The organism is Altererythrobacter rubellus, from assembly GCF_030284385.1.
In the GTDB taxonomy this organism is placed as follows: domain Bacteria; phylum Pseudomonadota; class Alphaproteobacteria; order Sphingomonadales; family Sphingomonadaceae; genus Erythrobacter; species Erythrobacter rubellus.
On sequence record NZ_CP127221.1, the window covers coordinates 1,664,334 to 1,685,031 of the forward strand.

The following is a 20,698-nucleotide window of genomic DNA, read 5'->3' on the forward strand; positions in this document are numbered from 1 at the left end:
TCGAATGCGCAAGAGGAGGAAACATGCAAGACACCGATACCCTGCCCTATTCGCTGCCGGCTTTGTCCGATGAGGAAAGCATAGCTCGCGCGCGATCGCTGCGTGACCGATTGAAAGAGCGCCGCACATGCCGGTACTTTTCAGACGAGCCAGTACCACGCGAAGTCATCGAGGCTGCCATCGAAGCTGCGGGCAGTGCTCCCAATGGCGCGAACCATCAGCCCTGGCATTTTGCGGTGGTGTCCTCCGCAGACAAGAAACGCGCCATCCGCGAAGCCGCAGAAGAAGAGGAACGTCGCTTCTATGGAGCAGACGGGGACAAACCCAAGGCAAGCGAGGAATGGCTAGAGGCACTCGCCCCCATCGGGACGGACGAAAGCAAGCCCTTTTTGGAGACTGCACCTTGGCTGATCGTGGTCTTCGCCCAGCGCAAGGGCGGGATCGAGGAAGATGGCAAAACGCAGAATTACTACGTTAACGAAAGCGTGGGCATCGCTTGCGGAATGCTGATTGCGACATTGCACGAAGCCGGCTGCGCAACATTGACGCATACCCCGTCACCCATGGGTTTCCTGCGCGAAATCTGTCAGCGGCCAGAGCACGAAAAGCCTCTGATGATCGTTGTTGTGGGCCATCCCAGCGACGACGCGACTGTGCCGGCGCATGCCGTGAAGAAGAAACCGCTTAGCCAGATTGCAAGTTGGCTTTAGGCTAATCGAACGGGAGGTTAGCTCGATGGAAAAGACGTGGCCGGTCTGGATTGGGGGCATGCTAGGCCTTGCAGCCATTGCATTCGCGTTTGCGACACAGGCAGGCGTGGTCAATCAATGGCATGAGGCCGCCCATTACACAGCCCGCGTTGGCTTCCCCCTCCTCATTCACGCCTACGTTGCAAGGCCGCTGGTCGAACTAACCCGCAGCGAGTTGGCGAAGTACATTCTGGCACGGCGGAAATACTTCGGTCTTGGCTTCGCCGTCGCGCATACAATCCACTTGGCGGCGCTGATCACAGCGATTGAAGTGTCGGGCGAAGGCAAAGGCATTGTGACCTATGTCTTTGGCGGCGCTGCCTATGCGATCCTGTATGTCATGGCTTTCACATCCAACACCGCTGCAATGAAGGCCATGGGCGCTTGGTGGAAACGCGTTCACCGCGTGGGCATCCATTATCTCTGGTTCATATTCTTCCAGAGCTATGCCGGTCGTATGGCCGACCCCGAACAAGCAATGGTCGCGATACCGTTCACCATCATTGCTCTGGCCGCAGCAGCTGTCCGGTTTACAGCATGGTGGAAGTCGCGGCAGCGCAAGCGCGCTCAAGCGGATAGCTAACCGCGAACCCAATCCTCTTCCGGGATGCCGAGCAGGCGTAGCACCGACGTCAGGTCGCCACTGTCGATCCACGCATTTGCGGCCTGTTTCGCTTTGGGCTTGGCCTTGTAGGCAAAGCCGTAGTGCGCAGCCTCCAGCATCGGAATGTCGTTGGCTCCGTCACCCGTAGCAAGCGAAACTGCGCCCTCACCCAATCTCGCCAGCTCGCTCTTCAACGTAGCGCGCTTGACTGAACTGTCGACAATCGGGCCCACCAATCCACCGGACAGCTTGCCTCCAGCAACATCTAACCGGTTGCCTACGACATGTTCAAAGCCAAGCAGCCGAGCCACCGGATCTGCAAAATGGTGAAAACCACCGGTGACGAGGACGGTCTGGCAATCGTGCTCTTTGAGAGTCTGCACCAGCTCGCGTGCGCCCGGCATCGGAAAAATCCGTTCATTCAAGCACAGCTGGATCGCGCCTTCATCCAATCCAGCCAGCAGTTTTACACGTTCACGCAAAGCCTCTTCAAAATCTAGCTCACCCTGCATCGCGCGTTCGGTAATCGCGGCAATCTGCGGCTTAATCCCGGCATAATCCGCCAGCTCGTCGATACATTCCTGCCCGATCATGGTGGAATCCATGTCCGAGATGAACAGGTCTGGCAGATCAACGCCGTGATCGCTGATTAACGCTGCCTCTGCGCCCAAAGCTTCACTCAACACACGCGATAGAAGCGAAGGATCATACTCACCGCTCCACTCAAACTCGTGCACGCCTTCGTCGATCTCGACCGGCTCGAACGCTGCGCCAAGTTCAATCAGCCATGCCGGCGGATTGCTCAAACGAGTTTCAAGCTGAGCTGCGTCTGCTATCAGACGGGCGATGGGCACGGGAGAATCTCCGAATAGAAAACCGGTTGCGCTCATCGCAGGGCCAACCGCCAGCGGCAAGAGCGCAATTGCTTTGCGGCTGGCAAGCGCACGTTTGGCCAAGGGCCTGCGAACCGCCATCATCAATGCGGACAGCATGCAGGTTTATCGCGATATACCCGTGCTCGCCGCTTCTCCGGACGCAGATGAGCAGAGCCAGTGCCCGCATAAGCTTTATGGCGCATGGGATGGATCGGAGGCTTGCTCCGCTGCGGACTGGGCTGCGCGTGCGAAGCAAGAGATTTCGGCAGCGCATACGGCAGGCGCTCTGCCCGTCCTCGTTGGCGGCACAGGTATGTATATGAAGGTACTGCTGGAAGGGATCGCGCCCATCCCCGAAATCGATCCGGAGATACGCTCGCAAGTTCGCGCGATGGATACGGGTCTAGCATATGCCGCGCTCCAAACCGAAGACGCAGAGCGAGCTGCCCTGTTGGAGCCAACTGATAGCCAGCGAATTGCACGCGCGCTGGAAGTGGTGCGGTCTACAGGTCAGACACTCGCACACTGGCAATCACGCAAGGAGGGCGGGATTCAAGACGACATCGATTTGCATCCGCTCATCCTGCTGCCAGATCGTGATTGGCTTTATGAGCGATGTGATCGACGCTTCGTGCAAATGTTGGAAAGTGGGGCGATTAAGGAGGTTGAGGCGTTGCTATCACGAAACCTGAATCCCGATTTGCCGGTCATGCGCGCTATCGGCGTTCCGGAGATCGCGGCGTTGGTGAAAGGAGAACTTTCCCGAACCGAAGCAATCACCGCTGGTCAGCAATCGACGCGCAATTATGCCAAGCGGCAATACACATGGTTTCGGCGACAACCACCGGAAGATTGGCCAAGGATCGAGTCATCAAATGTCGATTTTGAGCCTTATTTCGCATCATTATTACAGCGATAACGGTTGACACGATAGATTCGAACGCATAGCGAGACTTGCAGAGGCCCGGTGTTGCAGTCCCTGCACCGGGCCTGCTTATTTAGGGGCCAACTGAGCCAGAGATGCGGGAAAGTTCCTGCGCAGATGGAAGGAAGCAAAAGTGTCGAGCGAACGCAGCGGCGCCAAAATCCTGGTAGATTGCCTGATCGATCAGGGGGTCGAATTTGTATTCGGCTATCCCGGTGGCGCCGTCCTCCCCATTTACGACGAACTGTTTGGAGACGAACGCATTCGCCACATCCTGGTGCGCCATGAAGCCGGCGCGGCACATGCGGCAGAAGGTTATGCTCGTTCAACCGGTAAACCCGGCGTGGTTCTGGTTACATCAGGGCCGGGTGCGACCAATGCCGTTACCGGAATTGCGGATGCATTTCTCGATTCGATCCCGCTGGTAGTTATCACCGGCCAGGTCCCTACCCCGCTGATCGGGACCGATGCATTTCAGGAAGCCGACACCGTGGGCATCACGCGCCACTGCACCAAGCATAACTACCTGGTGAAAGATCCGGCGGATCTGAAGCCGACTTTGGAAGAAGCTTTCCGGATCGCCACTACTGGTCGGCCTGGCCCAGTTGTTGTCGATATTCCCAAAGACGTGCAAATCGCCGTTCCTTCGATCCAGCGCGCCTCCAAATCGGCGGCGCATCGCTATGAACCGCAAATGGTTGGCAGCGCGGAAGCGATTGCAGAAGCAGTTGAATTGCTTGCCAATGCAGAGCGCCCGATCCTCTACACCGGTGGCGGTGTTATCAACTCCGGCCCTGAAGCGAGCAAACTTCTGCGCGAATTGCAGGACCTGACTGGAGCTCCGCTGACAAGCACGCTGATGGGGCTTGGCGCGTTTCCGGCAAATCATCCCGATTGGCTTGGCATGTTGGGCATGCATGGCACTTACGAAGCCAATCTGGCGATGAACAAATGCGATGTGATGTTGTGCGTCGGCGCACGATTTGATGACCGCGTTACAGGTAGGCTCGACGCGTTCTCGCCTGAATCGACTAAGATCCACATCGATATCGACCGCAGTTCAATCAACAAGACGGTACCGGTTGATTTGCCCATACTGGGTGACTGCGCCGCTGTCCTGAGCCAGCTGATTGCCGCTTGGGGTGATCGCAAGCCGCAAGATCTGGGCGAGTGGAAAGCCCGCATTGCGGGTTGGCGCGCGCGCGAATGCCTGGCCTATCCGGAAAAGTCAGAGATGATCATGCCGCAAAAAGCGGTCGAGAGGTTGTTCGCGCTAACCAAGGATCGCAATCCGATCATCACAACCGAAGTTGGCCAGCACCAGATGTGGGCGGCACAATACTTCGGCTTCAACGATCCGAACAAATGGCTGACCTCTGGCGGGCTTGGTACCATGGGTTATGGCCTGCCCGCGGCAATCGGCGCGCAGCTCGGCAATCCGGACGATCTGGTGATCGATATTGCTGGCGAAGCATCGATCCAGATGAACATTCAGGAGCTTGGCACAGCCAGCCAGTATCGCTTGCCGGTCAAGGTGTTCATCTTGAACAATGAATATATGGGCATGGTTCGCCAGTGGCAGGAACTGACCTATGAAAGCCGCTATTCCAACAGCTATTCGGACAGCTTGCCCGATTTCGTGAAACTGGCCGAAAGCTATGGCTGGACCGGAATCCGCATCCACGACGAAAGCGAATTGGATGCGGGGATCGAAGCCATGTTGGCAGCCGATGGACCGGTGATGGTGGATTGTCTTGTGTCCAAGGATGCAAACTGTTTCCCCATGATCCCGTCAGGGGCTGCGCATACCGAGATGCTCCTTTATGGAGACCAAGTCCAAGGCACGATGGACGACGAAGCAAAAGCGCTGGTTTAGGAATATCCGACAATGAAAATCAGAGACGCAGCGTCCGAGCGGCACGTCCTTAACGTTACCGTCGACAATGAACCGGGTATTCTGGCCAAGATCACCGGCCTGTTTACCGCGCGCGGATATAACATCGACAGCCTGACCGTGGCGGACATATCCGAAGACCATGCTGTCAGCCGAATTACCATCGTCACCAATGGCCCGCCCGAAGTGATCGACCAGATCGAAGCGCAGCTGGAACGGCTCGTGCCTGTCCACCGCGTGGTGGACCTCACCACCGCCGGCGAACATGTCGAGCGCGAGCTGGCCTTGGTGAAAGTTGCCGGCACTGGTGACAAACGGGTGGAGGCTCTTCGGATCGCGGAATTGTTCCGCGCCAATGTGGTCGATACCACCATCGAAAGCTTCGTCTTTGAAATCACCGGAGCGCCGGACAAGATTGACAGTTTCATTGCGTTGATGCGCGAACTCGGCCTTGTAGAGGTTGGGCGCAGCGGCGTGGTGGGTATGATGCGCGGCGCTGAAGGCGCCTGAAAAAAGGGAATACGATGAAAGTTTATTATGACGCCGATGCAGATCTGGGTCTGATCAAGGGCAAGAAGATCGCTGTCTTGGGTTATGGTTCGCAAGGCCATGCGCACGCGCAGAACCTGCGTGACAGCGGTGTGGCCGAAGTCGCAATCGCACTGCGCGAAGGATCCGCGACGGCCAAGAAGGCCGAAGGCGCAGGCTTCAAGGTGCTTTCGAACAGCGAAGCCGCCGAGTGGGCTGATATCCTTATGATCCTTGCCCCGGATGAGCATCAGGCCGCCATCTACGCTGACGACGTCCACGGCAAGATGAAGCCCGGCAGCGCGCTGGCTTTCGCGCATGGTCTCAACATCCACTTTGGCTTGATCGAAGCTCAAGATGACATCGATGTGATCATGATCGCACCAAAGGGCCCCGGGCACACTGTACGCAGCGAGTATCAGCGCGGCGGCGGCGTACCCTGCCTGATCGCGGTGCATCAGGATGCCAGCGGCGCTGCGCATGACGTGGCGCTTGCCTATGCTTCCGGCGTTGGTGGTGGCCGCAGCGGCATTATCGAAACCAATTTCAAGGAAGAGTGCGAAACCGACCTTTTCGGTGAGCAGGCCGTGCTGTGCGGCGGGATCACCCACCTGATCCAGGCCGGCTTCGAAACGCTGGTTGAAGCCGGCTATGCGCCGGAAATGGCCTATTTCGAATGCCTGCACGAGACCAAGCTGATCGTTGACCTTCTATATGAAGGCGGCATCGCGAACATGCGCTATTCGATCTCCAACACTGCGGAGTATGGCGACATCAAAACCGGCCCACGCATCATCACCGATGAGACCAAGGCTGAGATGAAGCGCGTGCTGGCGGACATCACCTCTGGCCGCTTCGTGAAGGATTTCGTCCTCGACAACCGCGCGGGTCAGCCAGAACTGAAAGCAAGCCGTAAAGCAGCCGAAGCGCACCCGATCGAAAAGACCGGAGCAGAGCTGCGCGCCATGATGCCGTGGATCAGCGCCAATAAGCTGGTCGACAAGGAAAAGAACTAAGCCCAAAAAGGCGCATCATGCGTCTTTCCGACTGTCATAATATCGATGATTTCCGGAAACTGGCCAAGGCGCGCTTGCCTTGGCCGGTTTTCGATTACATCGACGGCGCGGCAGATGACGAGCTGACCAAGGCGCGTAACACCGCTGCATTTGATGGCGTTGATCTGGTGCCTGATGTGCTGGCGGGTGTGGCGGAAATCGACACCAGTTGCACAATCATGGGCCGCACAAGCGCCCTGCCCCTGATGCTGAGCCCCACAGCCGTGCAACGCGCATTCCACCATCAGGGTGAGAGCGCGGTGGCAAAGGCAGCAGAAAAGTTCGGCCTGTGGTTCGGCATTTCCAGCCTGGCGACCCGCAGCATCGAAGAGATCGCGGCGCTCACCAACGGCCCGAAACTGTTCCAGCTCTATGTTCACAAGGACAAGGGGCTGAACCAGTCGATGATCGAGCGCTGCCAGAGTGCCGGTTTCGATGCCATGGCGCTGACTGTCGACACCATTGTGTCCGGCAAGCGCGAACGGTGTTTGCGCAGTGGCTTCACCACCCCACCCCGCTTCACACCATCAGCCGTCTGGAGCTACGCCACGCGCCCGCGCTGGACGCTCGACTATCTTCTCCGCGAGAAATTCCGACTGCCTAACCTCGACACGCATGTGTCCGAGGGTACCGGTAAAGCAGTGAGTATTGCTGAATATTTCAACACCATGCTCGACACCTCGATGGATTGGGACACCGCCGCGCGCATCAGGCAGGATTGGGGCGGCACATTCTGCCTTAAAGGCGTGATGAGCGCCAATGACGCACGCCGTGCGGTCGAAATTGGCGCCGATGCGATCATGATTTCCAACCACGGCGGGCGGCAACTGGACGGCAGCCGTGCACCCTTCGATCAACTGCGGGAAATTGTCGACACGGTCGCGGGAGAGATTGAGATCATCTGCGATGGCGGCGTACGGCGCGGTACTCATGCGCTTAAATCGGTGTGCGCCGGGGCAACCGCCGCATCGGGTGGGCGGTTGTATCTCTATGCTTTGGCTGCGGCAGGTCAGCCAGGTGTGGAGCGCGCGATTGGTATCCTGAAAGACGAGATCGAGCGCGGGATGCGTTTGATGGGCGTAACTTCAGTCGACCAGATGACACCGGAACGGCTGCGCTGGCGGTAGCCGCCTAGCTGCGAGCCTTCTTGGAGGCATCCTCGACCCGCGCCCGATCAGCCAACAGAATAGTGCTGGTTGCCTTTGCCAGAACAGTGCCGTCGGGCGATTTCAGATGCCCTTCATAAAAGCTCGTGCGCTTGCCATGCCGTTCAACCCAGCCTTCAGCAATCACCAGCCCCGGCCGTGCGGGAGCGAAAAAGCTCACCTTAAGCTCAAGCGACATCGGTGTGATGTCAGGCCCGTTTCTAGCGATCGCCGCATGCGCCATGGCGGCATCGATCCAGCCTGAGATAAACCCGCCCTGCACCACGCCTCCCGAATGACACATCTCCTCTCTCGCATGATACTCGAGAGTGGCGCGCCCTTCGGGATTCATTTCGACGATGCGGGCTAACCCCATCATCTTGTACAGCGGATCTTGCAAATCGAATGCCTGTGTCATCTGCGCTGCTTAGCCGATTGATCACCACATACAAGAAAAGGGCGAGCAAATGCCCCCCTTTCCTTGCAAGAGATCTCGAAGGATCAGTTGGTTGTGTAGTGCTCATCCGGTGCGTGGGTAGGATAGTTCACTTCAGCTTTCTCGATGAAGCCCGGGATATCCTTGTTCCAACGCTCGGCCACAGCCTCGTTGAAATTCAGGTAAAGCTTGCCGTCAACGATCTTGTAAACATTGGGATCGCCTGATGCCAGCGCGTCATTGGCGCCGATCGCCCATGCACAGTAACCGCCATATTGGGGCGCATACTTGGCTGGATCTTCCTGGAAAGTCGCCGCGTTTTCTGCTGACGCGAATTGATAGTCATAGCCTTCGTACTTCACAGTGAATTCGGCCGATCCAACAACTGGCGCGTCACCTGTGAAATAGCTCACCGCGTCATAGCCTGACAGTGCCAGCGTTTGTCCGGCGACTTCGGTGTAGACCGGACCGCTGTTTTCGCCGCCAAGGTCAGCAATCACATTTGCCGCCTGAACCGCCTCTACCGCGCTATCGGTGCTCGATGCGTCAGTTGCATCGTTTTGCGCAGAGCAGGCCGCGAGTGCAGTGGACAGTGCAAGTGCAACAATAATCTTCTTCATGGGTTGTATCCTATCATCATTGTTCTGACGGGAAGTTCGCGGCCTGGATCAGAAAGGTGACACTGGCGGCCGCGAGAAATGAAATTCGCCAGAAAATGTCACTTTCGGTTGCGTCCGTTGAAATTTTCCGCAATGCGTCAGGTCATGACACGCAACGGACTGCTTCTACTACGACTTACACGCCCTTGGGCGTGACGTCTCGCGTGCCTTTAGAGCGCGCGGATGCGCTCAAGGGAACAATCAAGCAGTAAACCCCAAATCCGTTCGAGTTTTTCCAACCATGACCATGCTTTCTGATCCAAGCCGCAAATACCGGCCATTCCCGCAGGTGGCGCTGCAAGACCGGCAATGGCCTTCACGAACCATCACCGCCCCGCCCCGCTGGCTTTCGACCGATCTGCGCGACGGCAATCAGTCGATCATTGACCCGATGGATGCGGTAAAGAAAAACCGCTTTTTCGATGAACTGGTCCGAATCGGGATCAAGGAAATCGAAGTCGGTTTCCCGAGCGCCGGTGCGACCGAGTTCGACTTCATTCAAGGATTGGTTCGCTCCGGCCGTATTCCTGACGATGTCAAAGTACAGGTGCTGACCCAGAGCCGTGAAGACCTGATACGAACAAGTTTCGAAAGCCTTGAAAGCGCGAAGCAGGCCATCGTGCATCTCTACAACGCAGTTTCACCGGCGTGGCGAGACATTGTCTTCCGTATGTCGAAAGACGAAGTGCGCGAAATCGCTCTAGCGGGCGCAAAAGTGATGCGAGACGAAGCGAGCAAACGACCAGATACAGACTGGCACTTCCAATACTCACCGGAAACATTCTCGACCGCCGAGCTAGATTTCAGCATCGAGGTTTGTGAAGCGGTTATGCAAGTTCTGGCCCCAACACCAGAGCATCCGATCATTCTCAATCTGCCTGCCACTGTCGAAGCGGCGACGCCCAATATCTACGCGGACCAGATCGAGTATTTCTGCCGCAATCTGCCCAATCGTGATGCAGCGGTGATCAGCCTGCACACACACAACGATCGCGGTACTGGTGTTGCCGCGGCCGAGCTTGGCCTAATGGCAGGTGCAGATCGTGTTGAAGGTTGCCTGTTCGGAAATGGAGAGCGAACCGGCAACTGTTGCCTCGTGACGGTTGCACTCAACATGTATACACAAGGGATCAATCCCGGCCTCGATTTTTCAGATATCGACCGAACCATCGAAACGGTTGAGTATTGTAACGAGCTGCCCGTGCACCAACGCCACCCCTATGGCGGTGAGCTGGTGTTCACCGCCTTCTCCGGCTCACATCAGGACGCGATCAAGAAAGGCTTTGAAGCCAATGATCAGCAAAATGACGAGCATTGGCGCGTGCCCTATTTGCCCATTGATCCTGCGGACTTGGGCCGTGACTATGAAGCTGTCATCCGCGTCAATTCGCAGTCAGGCAAAGGCGGCTTTGCCTGGGTTTTGGAGCAAGACCAAGGCCTGAAGCTGCCCAAGAAGATGCAGGCAGACTTCTCCAAACATGTCCAGCACATGGCGGACGAGCTTGGCCGTGAGCTGAACGCAGCCGACATCTGGGAAGCGTTCAAATCCGCCTATTACGTCCAAACAGACAGCAAGCACTTCCAACTGGTTTATTACGATGAGAGCCGCGCGCCCGACGGAACGCGCGTATTTGCTGGAAAGATCGCGGTTAAGGGCCAGGAGCAAAGCGTTTCCGGCCGGGGCAATGGCCTGATCTCGTCTGTGGTCACGACCCTGGAAGAAAGCTTCGGGCTAGATTTGAAGGTGCTCGATTATTCCGAGCACGCCATGGGTTCAGGCCGCGATGCGCGCGCGGCGGCTTATTTGATGTGCCAATCGGGCGACCGGATCATCTGGGGCTGCGGAATCGATGAAGACGTTGCCACGGCCAGCGTACGCGCCGTGCTCAGCGCGGCGAATGGTATTGTTGGCTAGCGTCCGCAATTGGGTCGGAAAGCGACATATATTCCTTTAAGCCGCCAGAACAGACTGACCAGTAATGCCGTTCAAATACTTGCATTGAGATAATCCAACAGGCGTTCCATTACCTTCATCCCTTCTAGATGTGTGTACAAATCTCAATCACGCCCAAATTTTGATGTGTTCTTGCAAAATGAGTGTGGTTCACTCTCTCATGCTTGAGATATAGTCTCTTGCTGTCGCACTTTTCTCAAAGAAAACTTCATTCGATCGATCAGCTTACTCACATTTTCCTACACTGACTTGCACATATCGAACCTTGCCGATGACCGAAGCCCACCCTTTTCGCTATCAAAATGTGGTTCGACACAGCGAGTTTTCCGGTCCACCTTTTCTGGCAAAGGACAGTGTTCCAAGTGTTCCACCGTGTTGGAATTGGCGAACTGTGCACGAGGGGGATAAGCCGCGATGACTGAAGCTATAATCGAGCCTGATCTGCCGATCATAGATCCGCACCATCACCTGTGGGATCTTCGGCCCATTATACCCGTGTTCCCGGCGCCCCGGCATCGATTCATCGAAACGCTGGTGCCGGCCGCGTACTACACGTTCGACCAGTTCAACGAAGAGGTTGCAGGCAGCGGTCATAACGTCGTCGGCACGGTCTTTATGGAATGCGGTGCCTTCTACAACGCTGTCTATGGCGATGCGAAAAAGGTAGTTGGCGAAGTCGAATTTGTAAACGGTGTCGCAGCGCAATCGGCGAGCGGTCTTTACGGCACCAGGCGGCTTTGCGCCGGGATCGTTGGCCATGCGGACTTGATGCTGGGCGCGGCAGTGGGCGAAGTGCTCGATGCGCTTGCGGCGGCTTCGCCCCGTTTCAAGGGCATCCGCCATGCAGGCGCATGGGATGCGGACCCCGACGTGCTTGGCCCTCCATTTGCCCACCCGCCTGAGCGTTATCTCGATGCGGGCTTTCGCGAAGGGTTCTCTGAACTCGGCAAACGGGGAATGAGCTTCGATGCGTGGATCCTTGAACCACAACTTCCCGACGTGATTGACCTTGCGCGGGCGTTTCCCGACACGCCGATTTGCCTGGATCACTGCGGCACGCCGCTGGGCAGCGCGAGCTATGAGGGCAAACTTGCAGAACGGTTCGACATCTGGCGCGCCAACATTCTTGAACTGGGCAAATGCGAGAATGTGATGATCAAGCTTGGCGGGCTGGCCATGCACAATTGTGCGATGCCGGAACAAGGACAGGCGGCGGGCATAGGGTCGGAAGAGCTCGCGAGGCTATGGCAGCCCTATATCGAAACCTGCATCGAAGCCTTTGGCACCAAGCGTGGAATGTTCGAAAGCAACTATCCGGTGGATCGCTGGGGCGCGACCTATCCTGTGCTCTGGAACGCATTCAAACGCATCACATCAGGTGCAAGTGCGGAGGAAAAGGCAGACCTTTATGCGGGCAACGCAGCGCGATTCTATAGAGTCGAGCATTTGCTGCCATCCGCATGACGTTACGGCATCGGTGTGTTGCGTGCGCTAGTAAAATCACCCCCTTCACAGAGCTGGAACCCGCGCTAAATAGCCTCGTAAATCAGAATATCCCTTTGGAGTATCCGTATGGCCCTTCCCGCACCGTTTGACCGTCTTCGCCTGCCACTGATCGGCTCTCCTTTGTTCATCGTTTCCGGCCCTGAACTCGTCATTGCGCAGTGCAAGGCTGGTATTATCGGAAGCTTCCCCGCATTGAACGCTCGCCCACAGACATTGCTTGACGAGTGGCTCCATCAAATCACCGAAGAATTGGCAAAGCACAATCGCGAGAACCCCGATCGCCCGGCGGCGCCGTTTGCGGTCAACCAGATCGTCCACAAATCCAATGATCGCGTGATGGCTGACATGGCGACTTGCGAAAAGTGGCAAGTTCCCATGGTCATAACATCACTGGGTGCGCGCGAGGAGATTTTCCAGGCTGTGCGCAACTGGGGCGGGATCACGATGCACGATGTCATCAACAACCGTTTTGCCAACAAAGCGATCGAGAAAGGTGCGGACGGGTTGATCCCCGTTGCTGCGGGTGCTGGCGGCCATGCAGGGGCGCTTTCACCATTCGCCTTGATGCAGGAAATTCGCGAATGGTTCGACGGCCTTGTCGCCCTTTCTGGCTCAATCGCCAACGGATACTCGATCCTTGCAGCACAGGCGATGCGTGCAGACTTCGCCTATGCGGGCAGCGCATTCATCGCCACCAAAGAAGCTAATGCTGACCAAGGTTACAAGGAAGGCATCGTCGGCGGCGACGCTAGCGGGATCGTGTACACCAATCTCTTCACCGGCGTTCACGGCAATTACCTTCGCAGCTCAATCGAAAAGGCCGGGTTGGATCCCGACAATCTTCCCGAAAGCGATCCTTCCAAAATGAATTTTGGTAGCGGTGGCAACACCAAAGCCAAGGCCTGGAAAGACATTTGGGGCTCGGGCCAGGGCGTTGGCGCAGTTAAGTCTGTCGGGTCGGTGGAAGACATGGTTGCCCGTTTTGAGCGTGAGTACCATGCTGCGAAGGAAGGGCTTGCAGGTAAGACTGGCTACAAAGCCTGGAACAGCTAAGTCGCTGCCCAAAGCAGTTCGGCCATCGCATCGAGTTCGGTAAAATCAAACCCGGTTCCCAGCGGATCCTCGCGGTTGAGGACAATGCCGCGGCGATCGGCAAGTAACCTCTTGCGCAAAGCGCTCTGTAGGAGCGACAACCGGTAGAGCGAATCCACCATGGCTTTCGCCGGGTCGCTCAATCGTTGCCTCGACCATGTCTCCTCAACGCATCCGACCCGTTCAATAACCATCTCGTTGTAATCGCGATGCGGCCCACGATGCAGCGGCATTGACTTCTGAACGGCCGCTTCTTCGTTAGCTGGCAGTAAAAGACCGTTGGCTCTGAAATCCTGAAAGCCCACGCGCCGCAAGCCAATCTGGGAGAACATCCTTCCGAAGCAATGTTTTGTGAGCAATTGACAAGGCAAGAGATGATGGCGTTGAAGTCCGGGATCATATCCAGGCTAATCGAGATGCCACGGTTCTGGCTAATGAATCGATAGATGTCTTCAGAGCTTGGACGATACCCATCTCTGAACAAAAAATAGATACCGTGCACATCACTTCGCGCTTGGTGATCCAAACCCTTTGACACAATTACAGCCAGCTCTCCACTCCTGCATCCGGCCCTGATCCCCTTTTGGCCAAAATTATTCAGCACCTCGAGTCTTGGAAAATGATTATACAATTTAAGTGGTAAACGCTGCCACCGCCTTCATCAATAAATACCGAGCTTTATCGCCTCTACTAAAGTAATACCCAAATCCTTTGCAGCATTGAGATCAGTATCCGGTAATACTTTTAAAGCTTCGATTTCTTGACGAGTCTGAGAGTGGGTTCTCACAATCCAAGGGTCGCTAACTCTTCGCAAGCGCCAGCCAGTGGCGATCCGATCCACTTGACGCTGCGCGCCCTCCCCATCCGAACCCGCTGCGATGATCGTTGCATATGCGCGACCTTCGATATGGCCCAGAACAGGGTAATAACACCGATCAAACATTTCCTTCATTTCGCCGCTCATCGTCGCAAGGTTCTCAGGGCACACAAAAACGTATGCAGATGCCGACAAGATATCTTCGGGGAATACGGCGGATGCCCGGGCCAAGCGGCCCAGTTCAGCTGCACCGGCCGCGACATTGCGAGCCAGGGCCTCGCTGGCACCAGTCCGGCTATGCCAGATGACAAGGAGATGAGGAGCAACCATGGTGCAGATTGTCAGACGTTCAGATGCGGAAAGTCAATTGCCAGCACTGTTCGTAGTCCACTTCCTCGGGTAATCTCCCCCGATGGCATCGCGATCCCTCAACCATGTTCTTGGCGTTCAACGTTCCCTTTCCGGCAAAGCCTGGCTTTGGCGCGGCGGAAACATGGAAATCGATCCTGCTAGTTCGGGCATAGGCGATAACATTACGACCCAGCTGCTCAAAGCCCGCGGCGTTTCGGACAGTGACATTCCACGCAATCTCAATCCCACGATGCGCGAATTCTTGCCTGATCCCAGCATCTTCAAAGATATGGACAGCGCAGCCGAGCGGATCGTCCAGGCGATCCTGAGCAATGAAAAGATTACTGTTTATGGCGATTACGATGTGGACGGCGCAACTAGCGCGGCCTTGCTTATCAACCTGCTGAACGATCTTGGCGCAGAAGCAGAATATTACATTCCGGACCGTCTGCTTGAAGGATACGGCCCCAGCGGTGAAGCTCTGATCAAACTGGGAGAAGCAGGTTCCAGCCTGATCGTCACCGTCGATTGCGGTGCGATGGCGTTCGATGCCTTGAAACAGGCGCACGATGCCGGGGTCGATGTGATCGTAGTCGATCACCACAAATGCGCAGCAGAACTACCTTTGGCTGCTGCGCTGGTTAATCCCAACCGTCTCGATGAAGATGATGAGGCCGCTGCACATGGTCATATGGCGGCGGTAGGTGTTGCCTTCCTGCTCGCCATTGCGCTTATCCGGACTTTGCGAGAGCAGGCGTTCTTTGAAGATCGTGCAGAACCCAATCTGATGGCACTCCTCGACCTTGTCGCCCTGGGCACGGTTGCCGATGTTGCCGCCCTTTACGGAATCAATCGTGCGTTTGTAGCACAAGGCCTGAAAGTAATGGGCAAGCGCGAGCGGGTCGGGATGTCTGCCCTGATCGACGCAAGCCGGTTGAAGCGCGCACCGCAATGCAGCGATCTGGGGTTCGCGCTGGGCCCGAGAATCAATGCCGGCGGCCGGGTGGGCGAGTCGACCCTCGGTGTAAGGCTCCTCACTACCAACAACCGATACGAAGCAGCAGAAATTGCAGAGCAATTATCCCGGCTCAATGAAGATCGCCGTGCGATCGAAGCAGAGGTTCAGGCCGCAGCAGAAGATCAGATCGCATCCCAACACAATCGTTCGGTCTTGCTACTATCGGGATCAGGCTGGCACCCTGGCGTGATCGGGATCGTTGCAGGGCGAGTTAAGGAGAAAACAGGCAAACCAAGCCTGGTCATTGCGATCGATGATGACGGGACCGGCAAGGGTTCGGGCCGGTCAATCTCTGGTGTTGACCTGGGTGCGGCAATTATCGCGGCGAAGGAAGCAGAACTTCTGGTGGCCGGAGGCGGTCATGCAATGGCGGCAGGACTCACGATAGAAACTGCGAAGATCAATGCCTTGGCAGACTATCTTGATGAAAGGCTGTCGCGCGATGTCGAGAAAGCGCGTTTGAACCAGGCCATGCAGCTTGACCTCGCACTCGCTCCGGGCGGTCTGGTCCCGGATCTCGTCACTACGCTAGATCAGGCTGGGCCCTATGGCGTGGGCTGGCCTGCACCACGTGTCGCTGTCGGGCCCGTAAGAATCGTAAAAGCCGATATTGTGGGGACGGATCATTTGCGGATCATTGCCGCCGGCGAAGACGGTCGATCGTTCAAGGGAATCGCGTTTCGCGCTGCGGATACAGAGATGGCGCAAACCATGATCCATCGCTCACACGGACGGCGTTTTCACTTGGCTGGACGGGTTAAGATCGACGATTGGGGCCCGCGCCCTCAAGCCGAATTGCATCTGGAAGACGCCGCTTTCGCAGATTGATTGAAAACTGGGCTTGACCGGAATCGCGCGCCCATCTAGAGGCGCGCTCTCGCAAACGAGCGTGGCCCGTTCGTCTAGCGGTTAGGACGCGGCCCTTTCACGGCTGAAACACGGGTTCGATTCCCGTACGGGTCACCACCTTTTCTCCCGCTCTCGTTAAATCGACGCAGTTCTCACCAAACTGCGCGTAGTTGCCCTTTCCTTGTCCGCTTGATCTGATATGGGCAAGGTAATGGATAGCGGATCAGAACAACCGATCGGTGCGATACTGATTGCGGCCCTTGCCTGTATTGCGCTGGCTATGTTTGGCGTGGGCTTGGCTACAGTTGCTGGTGTATTCATCCTTTGGATTGGCTCGATATTCCTCGCGAACGCCCGGCCGCCGCAGATCGAGAGTCAGCCAGACACGGATATCATTTCCAGCAAGTCTATGGCCAAGCTGATCAAGCATTCGGCAACGCCGCTGTTGGTAATCGAAGGTAGCAAGGTGACCCTGGCAAGCCGATCCGCTCAGCGGCTGCTTGGCAAGCATATCATCGGGCAAGATGTTCGGATGGCCTTTCGGCAGCCGCAAGCGATCAAATTGCTCAACAAACAAAAGAGCGGCCTGGCGATTATCAAGGGTCTCGCCAGGCGCCGCGATATTTGGCGCCTGAAGTTACAGAAGATCGATACATCGATGTCTGTGATTGAACTGACTAGCCTGACGGCAGAGGCCGACATCAGCCGTGCGCATACCGATTTTGTCGCCAACGCGAGCCATGAGCTGCGTACGCCGCTCGCTTCCATCATCGGATATGTCGAAACACTCCGCGAGGATGGGACTGATCTAGACAACAAGACTTCGAAGAAATTCCTCGAGACTATCCATCGTGAAGCGCAACGCCTTGAGTCGCTTGTCTCTGATTTGATGTCCTTGTCCCGCATCGAGGCCGAGAAACATGATGAGCCCAGCGGTATCATCGAATTCGGAAAATTGATTACGCAAGCCGCACGCGATGCCGCCGGCGCAGAGCGTTTGGATCGAGTCAATTTTGATATCGATGACACCTTGCGGATCAAGGGAGACGCGCAGCAGATTGAACAGCTGGTACGAAACCTTACCGATAACGCGCTGAAGTATGGCGACCCGGAACAACCAGTGAGCCTGCAGCTAACGGAAGGCAAAGATGGCCAGGCACGCTTCACTGTCTGTGATCGAGGCGCCGGGATCGATCCTCAGCATCTGCCTCACCTTACCAGACGCTTCTATCGCACTGATCCAGGGCGCAGCCGCGCCGCTGGCGGCACTGGATTGGGATTGGCCATCGTGAAGCATATTGTGGAGCGACACCGCGGACGCCTCGACATCGAGAGCCAGTTGGGCAAAGGCACCAGTGTGATCGTCAGGGTTCCGGCGGTCACAGGTGAAGTGGACTGACTGTCATGAATTTGTCTTATTTCTTTCACAATGTGGAGAAGGGCTGAGCGGCATGGACGCCAGATTCGCGCTTACGCAATAATGACACAGTCTCGCATTAGCCTTGCAACACTAGACGATCGCGCACCGGCAAGCGTTGGTGCATTAGGGCAAAACGTTCAATCATGACGCAGATATCCTTGCTCTTGATAGCTCTTGGCCTCGCATTGGCTGGCTGGCTCGCTGCGCGAGCCCGTGCGTGGAGCTTTCAGGCAGCCGCAGGCGCACCACGTCTCGCTGCGCGTCCAAACTATCACGCATGGTATGTGGCGCTTTGGATCATCGGGCCCGTTCTGGCCTTCATTCTGCTTTGGTCCTTTATTGAACCCCAATTGGTGATGCAGGCCGTACTGGCCTCTCCGGCGGCATCCGAATTGCCGGAATTCGGCTTTGAACGCGATTCCATCCTGGCTGAGGCGCGCGCTGTTGCAGCCGGGCAATCCAGTTCCGTGTTCAACCCAGCAGCTCAGGCCATGGTCGGCCCCTTCGGTGAAGCGATCGAGAAAAATCAGTTGATCGCCATCGCAATCACAGTTGCAATCGCTTTGGTGGCAGGTTCGCTCGCATTTCTGCGCGTCAAGCCGGATTTCACGGCGCGTACCCGCGTAGAAAAGGCTGTCATGGCTATCCTGCTGGTGGCATCGCTCGTCGCCATCCTGACAACCTTCGGGATCTTTGCCAGCCTGGTTTTCGAGACGATCCGTTTCTTCGGCATGGTCTCACCGATTGATTTTTTGTTCGGCACGTTCTGGGCACCGGATCCGATGAGCAATCCGACAAATCCGGACGGTTCGCGTTTCGGCGCAATTCCGCTGTTTTGGGGTACCATCTACATTGGCGCGATCATCGCGATGATTGTAGCGATTCCGCTCGGCCTGATGAGCGCGATCTACCTCACGCAATATGCAGACCCGCGGCTGCGCGCCTGGCTTAAACCTGCTCTGGAAATCCTGGCTGGTGTTCCAACCGTGGTCTACGGATATTTCGCTGCGCTGACGGTTGCACCGGCAATCCGCGATGCGGCTGTATCGATCGGTATCAGTAATGCGTCCAGCGAAAGCGCCTTGGCCGCAGGTCTGGTTATGGGCGTCATGATCATTCCGTTCGTATCTTCCATGGCAGACGATTCGATTGCGGCTGTCCCCAGTGCAATGCGCGACGGCAGTCTGGCGTTGGGCGCTACCAAGTCTGAAACGATCAAACGCGTGCTCGTTCCAGCAGCCCTACCTGGCATTGTGGGCGGCGTCATGCTCGCAATCAGCCGCGCAATCGGTGAGACGATGATTGTCGTGATGGCCGCAGGTGCGGCAGCCAACCTCAGCGCAAATCCGTTAGAGGCGATGACCACTGTTACGTTCCAGATCGTCGCCATGCTGACAGGCGAAGGCAGTTTCGATCACCCGGCAACGCTCAGCGCTTTTGCGCTCGGCCTTGTGCTTTTCCTAGTCACCTTGGCGCTCAACTTCGTTGCCTTGCGCGTCGTAAAACGGTTCCGTGAAGCTTATGAGTGAGGCAATCATCTCGGAGGGTATTCGTCCCACCCGGACTGACGAATTCCGTCAGCGCTTGGAAAAGCGCTACAAGGCTGAACGCCGCTTCAATCTCGCCGGTCTGAGCGCGATTCTGATATCAGTTGCCGTGCTCATCTTCCTGCTTGGCAACATGACATTTAATGGAATGGGTGGCTTCCAGCGCGCTGAAATCGATGTATCGATCGATCTCAGCCAATCCGGAATTGCCGGCGATTCCAGTACTCTTAGCGGCGACGACGCGCTTCAAGTTCTACAGCGTCAGGGCTTGCCCGATGTGGTGCAATTTTACGCGGAGCAATCTCTCGGCGAAGAGGCTGCGCAAGGTATCAGCAGCGAAGCATGGCGCGACGTGGCTAATGATATCATTGCAGACACCAGCATTCTTCGTGAGGAGGTAACTTTCAGCCTCGCGGCAACCGATGGTCTCGCCTCGGGTCTTAAGGATGAAGGCAGTGCAGAAATGCAGGCTTTGGCCGACCGGCTCGAGGCTGACGGAGTGTTGGCTAGCAATTTCGATCCGGGTTTCCTTGCACGTTCGGACGCAACGAGCCCGCAAAAAGTGGGTATCTGGGGCGCGCTTAAAGGCTCTATCCTGACAATGATTGTGACTTTGCTGCTCGCATTTCCGATCGGCGTTCTTGCTGCGCTTTACCTCGAGGAATACGCCCCCAAGAACCGCTGGACTGATGTGATTGAAGTCTCGATCAACAATCTGGCTGCGGTACCGTCGATCATATTTGGCCTGCTTGGCTTGGCCGTGTTTCTCTGGATGTTCCCTAATCTACGTTCAGCGCCGCTGATTGGCGGTATGACCCTGGCGTTGATGACAATGCCAGTGATCGTAATTTCCGGGCGTAACGCGATAAAGGCGGTCCCGCCTTCGATCCGCGACGGCGCGCTCGCAATTGGTGCGTCTCCGGTTCAAGTGGTGTTCCATCACGTGCTCCCGCTGGCGTTGCCCGGCATCCTAACCGGCACCATCATCGGGATGGCGCGCGCACTTGGCGAAACCGCACCGTTGTTGATGATCGGTATGCGCGCCTTTGTGGCAACCGCGCCCGATGGGTTCACTTCGCCGGCCACTGTGCTGCCGGTGCAAATCTTCCTTTGGTCAGATGAAATTGACCGAGGCTTTGTCGAGCGGACCAGTGCCGCTATCATCATCCTGTTGCTGTTCCTTCTGCTGATGAACGGCCTTGCAATCTACCTTCGTAACAAATTTGAGAAGACCTGGTGACTGTAATCCATCCAAACCTAGAGCAGCTCGACGC

The 20,698-nt window shown here is 56.5% G+C and carries 18 protein-coding genes, 1 tRNA gene and 1 pseudogene; 15 read left to right on the forward strand and 5 right to left on the reverse strand.

Annotated features, from left to right (window positions below):
• The first annotated feature begins 23 nt into the window (after nt 1-23).
• Together QQX03_RS08335 and QQX03_RS08340 are read left to right on the forward strand one after the other, a co-directional pair.
• Nucleotides 24-710 (forward strand): nitroreductase family protein, encoded by a 687-nt coding sequence (locus QQX03_RS08335; RefSeq protein WP_285975291.1) that lies wholly within the window; start codon nt 24-26, stop codon nt 708-710.
• A 25-nt stretch (nt 711-735) separates the two neighbouring features.
• The gene (locus QQX03_RS08340; protein WP_285975292.1) at nt 736-1,332 is read left to right on the forward strand and encodes a hypothetical protein; all 597 of its coding nucleotides are present in this window, start codon (nt 736-738) and stop codon (nt 1,330-1,332) included.
• Here the strand turns inward: QQX03_RS08340 and serB are convergent.
• Nucleotides 1,329-2,207, reverse strand: a complete 879-nt coding sequence (serB, locus tag QQX03_RS08345) for a phosphoserine phosphatase SerB (protein ID WP_285975293.1) — start codon at nt 2,205-2,207, stop codon at nt 1,329-1,331. The genes QQX03_RS08340 and serB overlap by 4 nt on opposite strands.
• Between serB and miaA the strand changes: the two genes are divergently transcribed.
• From miaA to QQX03_RS08370, 5 genes are all read left to right on the forward strand, one after another.
• On the forward strand, nt 2,200-3,147 hold the full coding sequence (miaA, locus tag QQX03_RS08350; protein WP_285975294.1) for a tRNA (adenosine(37)-N6)-dimethylallyltransferase MiaA: 948 nt from the start codon (nt 2,200-2,202) through the stop codon (nt 3,145-3,147). The genes serB and miaA overlap by 8 nt on opposite strands.
• Nucleotides 3,148-3,286: 139 nt before the next feature.
• On the forward strand, nt 3,287-5,029 hold the full coding sequence (locus QQX03_RS08355; RefSeq protein ID WP_285975295.1) for an acetolactate synthase 3 large subunit: 1,743 nt from the start codon (nt 3,287-3,289) through the stop codon (nt 5,027-5,029).
• A 12-nt stretch (nt 5,030-5,041) separates the two neighbouring features.
• Entirely contained in the window at nt 5,042-5,557 is a 516-nt protein-coding gene (ilvN, locus tag QQX03_RS08360) for an acetolactate synthase small subunit (protein WP_285975296.1), read from the forward strand.
• Between the two features lie 14 nt (nt 5,558-5,571).
• Entirely contained in the window at nt 5,572-6,591 is a 1,020-nt protein-coding gene (gene ilvC / locus QQX03_RS08365; protein WP_285975297.1) for a ketol-acid reductoisomerase, read from the forward strand.
• Between the two features lie 17 nt (nt 6,592-6,608).
• Nucleotides 6,609-7,757: an alpha-hydroxy acid oxidase gene (locus QQX03_RS08370; RefSeq protein ID WP_285975298.1), complete on the forward strand. Its 1,149-nt coding sequence runs from the start codon at nt 6,609-6,611 to the stop codon at nt 7,755-7,757.
• 4 nt (nt 7,758-7,761) lie between these two features.
• Here QQX03_RS08370 and QQX03_RS08375 read toward each other — a convergent pair whose 3' ends face one another.
• Nucleotides 7,762-8,193 carry a PaaI family thioesterase gene (locus QQX03_RS08375; protein WP_285975299.1) on the reverse strand — a complete coding sequence of 144 codons (432 nt, stop codon included), beginning with the start codon at nt 8,191-8,193 and terminating at the stop codon, nt 7,762-7,764.
• Nucleotides 8,194-8,276: 83 nt separating this feature from the next.
• Nucleotides 8,277-8,831: a YHS domain-containing (seleno)protein gene (locus tag QQX03_RS08380; protein ID WP_285975300.1), complete on the reverse strand. Its 555-nt coding sequence runs from the start codon at nt 8,829-8,831 to the stop codon at nt 8,277-8,279.
• 280 nt (nt 8,832-9,111) lie between these two features.
• Between QQX03_RS08380 and leuA the strand changes: the two genes are divergently transcribed.
• The 3 genes from leuA to QQX03_RS08395 all read left to right on the forward strand — a co-directional run bounded on the left by leuA (nt 9,112) and on the right by QQX03_RS08395 (nt 13,383).
• A complete protein-coding gene (gene leuA / locus QQX03_RS08385; protein ID WP_285975301.1) occupies nt 9,112-10,785 on the forward strand; it encodes a 2-isopropylmalate synthase in 1,674 nt (557 codons plus the stop codon).
• A gap of 453 nt (nt 10,786-11,238) precedes the next feature.
• Nucleotides 11,239-12,288 (forward strand): amidohydrolase family protein, encoded by a 1,050-nt coding sequence (locus QQX03_RS08390; RefSeq protein ID WP_285975302.1) that lies wholly within the window; start codon nt 11,239-11,241, stop codon nt 12,286-12,288.
• Nucleotides 12,289-12,396: 108 nt separating this feature from the next.
• Nucleotides 12,397-13,383, forward strand: a complete 987-nt coding sequence (locus tag QQX03_RS08395) for an NAD(P)H-dependent flavin oxidoreductase (protein ID WP_285975303.1) — start codon at nt 12,397-12,399, stop codon at nt 13,381-13,383.
• Here the strand turns inward: QQX03_RS08395 and QQX03_RS08400 are convergent.
• Nucleotides 13,380-13,814: pseudogene (locus QQX03_RS08400) on the reverse strand (AHH domain-containing protein); the annotation flags it as partial. The gene QQX03_RS08395 and the pseudogene QQX03_RS08400 sit on opposite strands and share 4 nt — an antisense overlap.
• 269 nt (nt 13,815-14,083) lie before the next feature.
• Nucleotides 14,084-14,569 carry a flavodoxin family protein gene (locus QQX03_RS08405; RefSeq protein WP_285975304.1) on the reverse strand — a complete coding sequence of 162 codons (486 nt, stop codon included), beginning with the start codon at nt 14,567-14,569 and terminating at the stop codon, nt 14,084-14,086.
• A gap of 82 nt (nt 14,570-14,651) precedes the next feature.
• On the opposite strand from QQX03_RS08405, the gene recJ reads away from it, so the two are divergent.
• The 5 genes from recJ (at nt 14,652) to pstA (ending at nt 20,664) form a co-directional block, all read left to right on the forward strand.
• The gene (recJ, locus tag QQX03_RS08410) at nt 14,652-16,436 is read left to right on the forward strand and encodes a single-stranded-DNA-specific exonuclease RecJ (protein ID WP_285975305.1); all 1,785 of its coding nucleotides are present in this window, start codon (nt 14,652-14,654) and stop codon (nt 16,434-16,436) included.
• Nucleotides 16,437-16,499: 63 nt separating this feature from the next.
• Nucleotides 16,500-16,574, forward strand: a tRNA-Glu gene (locus QQX03_RS08415).
• A gap of 94 nt (nt 16,575-16,668) precedes the next feature.
• Nucleotides 16,669-17,856, forward strand: coding sequence for a sensor histidine kinase (locus QQX03_RS08420; protein WP_285975306.1), 1,188 nt, complete (start codon nt 16,669-16,671; stop codon nt 17,854-17,856).
• 164 nt (nt 17,857-18,020) lie between these two features.
• Nucleotides 18,021-19,406 carry a phosphate ABC transporter permease subunit PstC gene (pstC, locus tag QQX03_RS08425; RefSeq protein ID WP_285975307.1) on the forward strand — a complete coding sequence of 462 codons (1,386 nt, stop codon included), beginning with the start codon at nt 18,021-18,023 and terminating at the stop codon, nt 19,404-19,406.
• Nucleotides 19,399-20,664, forward strand: coding sequence for a phosphate ABC transporter permease PstA (gene pstA, locus QQX03_RS08430; RefSeq protein ID WP_285975308.1), 1,266 nt, complete (start codon nt 19,399-19,401; stop codon nt 20,662-20,664). The genes pstC and pstA overlap by 8 nt, the downstream gene beginning before the upstream one ends.
• Nucleotides 20,665-20,698: the final 34 nt, after the last annotated feature.